The 5,348-nt window shown below is 73.8% G+C and carries 7 protein-coding genes; 2 read left to right on the top strand and 5 right to left on the bottom strand.

The genetic code is table 11. The features are described 5' to 3' along the window. Positions 1–302: ABC transporter permease (locus tag VGD85_RS19605; RefSeq protein WP_331065114.1), on the top strand; the 302-nt coding region annotated here is incomplete at its 5' end. A gap of 2 nt (positions 303–304) precedes the next feature. On the opposite strand, the gene VGD85_RS19600 is transcribed toward VGD85_RS19605, so the two are convergent. Both VGD85_RS19600 and VGD85_RS19595 read right to left on the bottom strand, forming a co-directional pair. Next, positions 305–1,183: an alpha/beta fold hydrolase gene (locus VGD85_RS19600; protein WP_331065113.1), complete on the bottom strand. Its 879-nt coding sequence runs from the start codon at positions 1,181–1,183 to the stop codon at positions 305–307. A 20-nt stretch (positions 1,184–1,203) separates the two neighbouring features. Continuing rightward, positions 1,204–1,797 (bottom strand): TetR/AcrR family transcriptional regulator, encoded by a 594-nt coding sequence (locus VGD85_RS19595; protein ID WP_331065112.1) that lies wholly within the window; start codon positions 1,795–1,797, stop codon positions 1,204–1,206. Between the two features lie 78 nt (positions 1,798–1,875). On the opposite strand from VGD85_RS19595, the gene VGD85_RS19590 reads away from it, so the two are divergent. Continuing rightward, complete coding sequence (locus VGD85_RS19590) at positions 1,876–2,742, top strand: SDR family NAD(P)-dependent oxidoreductase (protein WP_331065111.1); 867 nt, start codon at positions 1,876–1,878, stop codon at positions 2,740–2,742. Positions 2,743–2,848: 106 nt separating this feature from the next. Here the strand turns inward: VGD85_RS19590 and VGD85_RS19585 are convergent, their stop codons facing one another. Genes VGD85_RS19585 through VGD85_RS19575 form a run of 3 tightly spaced genes read right to left on the bottom strand, consistent with a single transcriptional unit; the run spans position 2,849 to position 5,300 of the window. Further along, the gene (locus VGD85_RS19585; protein ID WP_331065110.1) at positions 2,849–3,610 is read right to left on the bottom strand and encodes a VOC family protein; all 762 of its coding nucleotides are present in this window, start codon (positions 3,608–3,610) and stop codon (positions 2,849–2,851) included. Continuing rightward, positions 3,607–4,941, bottom strand: a complete 1,335-nt coding sequence (locus VGD85_RS19580) for an RNA polymerase sigma factor (RefSeq protein ID WP_331065109.1) — start codon at positions 4,939–4,941, stop codon at positions 3,607–3,609. The genes VGD85_RS19585 and VGD85_RS19580 overlap by 4 nt, the downstream gene beginning before the upstream one ends. Further along, complete coding sequence (locus VGD85_RS19575) at positions 4,938–5,300, bottom strand: YciI family protein (RefSeq protein WP_331065108.1); 363 nt, start codon at positions 5,298–5,300, stop codon at positions 4,938–4,940. Before VGD85_RS19575 ends, VGD85_RS19580 begins: the two co-directional genes overlap by 4 nt. Positions 5,301–5,348 lie beyond the last annotated feature (48 nt).

Below are 5,348 nucleotides of genomic sequence, written 5' to 3'. Positions count from 1 at the left end.
CGGTCGGGCTGCTCGCCGGCGCGATCACCAAGACCACCGAGGGCGCGGTCAACGCCGCGAACTTCATGGTGCTCCCGATGGCCTTCCTGGCCGGCTCGTTCTTCCCCCTCGACATCGCGCCCGCCTGGCTGCGCGGGTTCGCCCAGGTGCTGCCGTTGCGCCACCTCAACGAGGGGATGCTCGACGTGATGGTGCGCGGCGAGCCCTGGACGGCCGCGCTGGCGCCGATGGGCATCCTCGCCGCGTTCGCGGTCGTGGTCACGCTCGTCGCCGCCCGGCTGTTCCGCTGGGAGACGACCTGATCTCAGCCGGCGAGCTCGTCGCGCTGCTCCACGCCGCCGACGAAGTCCACCACGATCGCGACCACGCCCGGGTCGGCCAGCACCCGGTTGTGCCCGAGCCCGCGGGTCTCGACGTACGCCGCGTCCGGCCACCGCGCGGCGAGCTCGCGCGCGATCCCGACGCCGGGCGTGCGGTCGTCGCGGTCCTGCACCACCAGCGCAGCGGGCCCGGCGTCCTCGGCGAGGCTCAGCGTCTGCAGGTCGGCGGGGTCGTAGCCGGTGCGCGCCCGGACGCGCCGGTCGCTGTGGCGCTCGGTGCGGTCGCCGAAGCCCAGCACCGCGCGGAAGAACGCCGTGAACGCCGGCACGCCGTCGACCGGCGCGATCAGCACCACCCGCTCGGCGGTGCACCAGCCGTCGCGCAGGGCGAGCAGCAGGGAGAGCGTGCCCAGGGAGTGGGCCACGACGGCGTGGGCCGGGCCGAACTCCGCGACCACGGCGTCCAGTGCCTGGCCGAGCTCGACGGCGTCGGAGGACTCGGGGCCGTGCTGGCCCGGGTCGGACCGGCCGTGCGAGGGAGCGTCGTACGCCACGACCCGGTGCCCCGCGGCGACCAGCGGCTCGACGAAGTGGCGCATCTGGTCGCCGTTGCCGCCCCAGCCGTGCACGAGGTAGACCGGGGCGCCCTCGCCCCAGACCTGACCGCGGATCGTGCGGCCCAGCCAGCGCACCTCGAACGGCGTGCCGGTCGGCTCGACGAGCGGCATGCCGCGCGGGATGCGGAACCAGATCCGCTCGACCAGGCGGGCCCCGAGGGCGGGCGCGACCTGGTCGAGGACGCGGAACGAGAGGCGAGTAGTAGCACGAACGATCGTGCTTTTCCTGGAACCTGAAGATGCCATGACGAGAGATGCTCCTGAGCTCAGTGGGAGGGGCGGGCCGACTCGACGAGTCGGTCGAAGGCGGTGTGGGCGCGGGTCGTGGCCCGGGGGTCGCGCAGCATCCGGCTGCTGTGGTGGTGGGTGAGCATGATGCCCTCGAGCTCGAAGACGAACTGCTCGAGGTCGAGGCCCTCGGCGAAGTGGCCCTCGGCGACCGCGGTGGCGGCGATCGTCATGACCGACTCGGCCTTGTCGCGCTCGGAGCGGAGCAGCTCGTCGCGGACCGGGCCGTCCTGGTCGTCGAACTCGCTGACCGCGTCGATGAAGATGCAGCCGCCGGGCAGGCCGCTCTGCTGCCAGGCGAGCCAGTGCTCGAACAGGGCGCGCACCCGCGGCTCACCGCGCGGGGTGGCGATCGCCGGCCGCAGCACCCGGTCGACGAACTGATCGCGGGCGCGCACGAGCACGTCGACCTGGAGGGCCTCCTTGGAGGCGAAGTGGGCGAATAGGCCGCTCTTGGACAGGCCGGTCCGGGTGGCCAGCGTGCCGATGGTCAGCCCGCCGAGGCCGACCTGGGAGGCGATCGCGGCGGCCTCGTCGAGGATCGCGGCGCGCGTCTCCGTGCCCTTGGTCATGGACCGAGAAAAGCACGACCGTTCGTTTCTGTCAATGGCCGGACCGCGGCGGCGCCCGCTCCGCTACCGTCCTGCCCCATGGGACTCCTGCTCGCCACGCCGCTCGCCCGGGTCGGGCGTGCCGTGCGCCGGGTCACCGGCGACCCGGCCAGCCCGCTGGCCGGCCGCACCGTGCTGGTGACCGGCGCCTCCTCCGGCATCGGCGAGGCCACCGCGTACGCCGTCGCCCGCACCGGTGCGACGGTGCTCCTCGTCGCCCGGCGCGCCGACGAGCTCGACCGGGTCCGCCGGGAGATCGAGGAGACGGGCGGGCGCGCGGCGGCGTACTCCTGCGACCTGACCGACGGCGACGCCGTCGACGCGCTCGTCGAGCAGGTGCTCGCCGAGCACGGCGCGGTCGACTACCTGGTCAACAACGCCGGCCGCTCGATCCGGCGGTCCCTGGAGCTGACCCAGGACCGGTTCCACGACTTCGAGCGCACGATGGCGATCAACTACTTCGGGCCCGTGCGGCTGACGATGGGGCTGCTGCCCGCGATGCGCGAGCAGGGCTTCGGCCACGTCGTCAACGTGCTCAGCTGGGGCGTGCAGATGAAGGCGCCGAAGTTCAGCGCCTACCTCGCCTCCAAGTCCGCGCTCGACACGTGGAGCCGGATCGCCGGCCGGGAGACCTACGGCGACGGCGTGACGTTCACCAACATGCGCTTCGCGCTGGTGCGCACCGCGATGTCCGCGCCGACCGAGGCGTACGCCGGCCGCGGCGCCACTCCCGAGCAGGCCGCCGCCCGGGTGCTGCGGGCCCTGGAGGACCGCCCGCTGACCGTCAACACCCGCGCCGGCGATGTCGGTGAGCTGGTCAACCTGCTCGCACCGCGCCTCAGCGACTGGATGTTCCACCGCTTCGACCGGATGTTCCCCGACTCCAAGGCCGCCCGCGGCGACTGAGCCGGGCCTCCTCCCTCGCTGTAACGCCGTGTTATCCCTTCCTGCCACCGTGTTGCAGCGTGGTGGGAGGAGAGGGTAAACGGGCGTTACAGCGGAGGCGGGAGGATCAGCCCCGGTTCGGACCCACCAGACTGAGGGGTACGCCGGCGGGGTCGGCCAGCACCGCGAGCCGGCCGTACGGCGTGTCGTGCGGGCCCGTGTCCGGCAGGCGGCGGGCCCCGAGATCGAGCGCGCGGGCCAGCGTCGCGTCCGCGTCGTCGACCTGCACGTAGAACACCCACGCCGAGGGCTGGCCGTCGAAGTGCCCGGTCGCGTCCATGATCCCGGCGAGCGCGTCGTCGTCCTTCCCGAGCGTGGTGTAGCGGAACTCCGGGCTGTCGCTGACCTCGTGGGTCGACCAGCCGAACACCGCGCGGTAGAACGGCACGGCCGCCGCGTAGCCGGTCGTGTGCAGCTCGAACCACGACGGCGCCCGGTCCTCGCCGCGGGTGGCGAGCCCGTCGAACTCCAGCGGCTGCCAGATGCCGACCGAGGCGCCCGACGGGTCGGCCACGACGGCCATGTGGCCGCGGTCGGCGACCTGCATCGGCTCGACGACCACCTGGCCACCGTGCGCGCGGGCCGCCGCGACCGTCGCCACCGCGTCGGCGCTGTGCAGGTAGACCGACCACGTGTCGGGCACGCCGATGTCGTTGCGCATCAGTCCCGCGATCGGCTCGCCGTCGCGCAGGAACAGCGCGTAGTTGCCGAGCTCGGGGCCGCTCTCCTCGACCGTCCAGCCGAACAGGTCGCCGTAGAAGGCGCCGGCGCGGTCGGTGTCGGCGGTGAACAGCTCGATCCAGATCGGTTCGCCGGGAACCCTGCTCATCGTCCTGCTCCTTCGCTGGGGGAGGCGGTCGCAGGATCAGACCGGCCCCGCCGGGCGTTCTCATCGGCCCGCCCGGTCAGCAGCAGCCGCTCTTCGCCGTTGCGGCTGCGGACCGCTGCCTCGCGGAACGCCGCCGCGGCCTCGGAGGACCGGCCGGCGCGCTCGAGCAGATCGCCCCGGACCGCCAGGGGCAGCGGTGAGGCGGCCAGGGCCGGCTCGTCCGCCACCGCGTCCAGCACCAGGAGGCCGGCCACCGGCCCGAACGCCCGGCCGTGGGCGAGGGCCCGGTTCACCTCGACGACCGGCCCGGGCGCGGCATAGGCGAGTACGTCGTACAGCAGCGCGATCCGCGACCAGTCGGTGTCCTCGGCACGCCGGGCCCGGGCATGGCAGGCCGCGATGGAGGCCTGCAGGACGTAGCTGCCGACGGGCCGCCCGGCGCCGGCCAGCGTCTCGGCCCGGTCGAGCGCCGCGAGCCCGCGCCGGATCAGCAGCCGATCCCAGCAGCGCCGGTCCTGCGCCTCCAACAACACCGGCATGCCGTCGGCGTCGCGCCGCGCGGCGAGCCGGGACCCCTGCAGCTCCAGCAGTGCCTGCAGGCCGTGCGCCTCGGGGTCGTCGGGCACCAGCGCCGCGAGCATCCGCGCGAGCCGCATCGCCTCCAGGCAGAGCTCGGGCCGGGTCCAGTCCTCGCCCGCGGTGGCGGCGTACCCCTCGTTGAAGATCAGGTACACCACGGCCATCACGTCCGCGAGACGCTCCTCGCGCTCCGGCCCGGTCGGCGGGTCCATCGAGACGCCGCGCTGCGCCAGCAGCCGCTTGGCCCGCGAGATCCGCTGCCCCATCGTCGCCTCCTTGACCAGGTAGGCCCGGGCGATCTCGGCGGTCGTGAGCCCGCCCACGAGACGCAGGGTCAGCGCCGCCCGCGACTCCGGCGGCAGCACCGGGTGGCAGCAGACGAACGCCAGGCGCAGCACGTCGTCCTCGATGTGGTCGACGGCCGCGGCGAGGTCGGGCATGGCCGTCTCCTCCCCGTCACGTGCGAGATCGTGGGCGATCTCGGCGGTACGCCGGCGCAGGGTGTCGTCGCGCCGGAACCGGTCGATCGCCCGGCGCTTGGCCACGGCGGTGAGCCAGGCGCCGGGATTGGCGGGGACGCCCTGGCCGGGCCACTGCTCGAGGGCGGCGACCAGGGCGTCCTGAGCGAGGTCCTCGGCCAGGTCGAGGTCCCGGGTCATCCGGGCCAGCGCCGCCACGAGCCGCACGGACTCGTGCCGCCAGACCGCCGTGATCGCCCGGTCGGTGAGGGTAGGGGAGGGCTCTCCCGTCACTGGCCGGGAGCGGTGAACATCTGCCGGATCTCCACCGAGCCCTCCCAGCCCGGCCAGTACTGCTGGTGCAGCTCGAGCACCCGGCGGGCACCCTCGACGGCCTCCTCGTGGCTGCGGACCTCGGTGATCGCGTAGCCTCCGGCGACCTCCTTGCCCTCGGCGTAGGGCCCGTCGACCTGGGTGATCGTGCCGGACCGGAGGCGGATCTCGGTGCTGTCGCGCATGCCGGACAGGCCCCCGGCCTCGAGCAGGGTGCCCTCGGCGATCGCCTGGTCCATCTCCTTGGCCATCGCCTCCTGGAGCGCGAGGGGCGGGTCCTCGAGTCCCTCGGCCATCTTGACGAACGTGATGTAGCGCATCGGTGCCTCCTGTGGTCGGTGGTGCTGTCACCGGTACGTCGGACGAGC

This window comes from Nocardioides sp. (genome assembly GCF_036401255.1).
GTDB lineage: Bacteria > Actinomycetota > Actinomycetes > Propionibacteriales > Nocardioidaceae > Nocardioides.
Note: the sequence above shows the minus strand (reverse complement) of the source record. Positions and strands in the feature narration are given on the sequence as shown.

What these genes read in the sequence shown, in the direction of transcription:
- VGD85_RS19600 (WP_331065113.1), bottom strand. Translation starts at nt 1,183, where the DNA reads ATGGCATCTTCAGGTTCCAGGAAAAGCACGATCGTTCGTGCTACTACT.
- VGD85_RS19595 (WP_331065112.1), bottom strand. Translation starts at nt 1,797, where the DNA reads ATGACCAAGGGCACGGAGACGCGCGCCGCGATCCTCGACGAGGCCGCC.
- VGD85_RS19590 (WP_331065111.1), top strand. Translation starts at nt 1,876, where the DNA reads ATGGGACTCCTGCTCGCCACGCCGCTCGCCCGGGTCGGGCGTGCCGTG.
- VGD85_RS19585 (WP_331065110.1), bottom strand. Translation starts at nt 3,610, where the DNA reads ATGAGCAGGGTTCCCGGCGAACCGATCTGGATCGAGCTGTTCACCGCC.
- VGD85_RS19575 (WP_331065108.1), bottom strand. Translation starts at nt 5,300, where the DNA reads ATGCGCTACATCACGTTCGTCAAGATGGCCGAGGGACTCGAGGACCCG.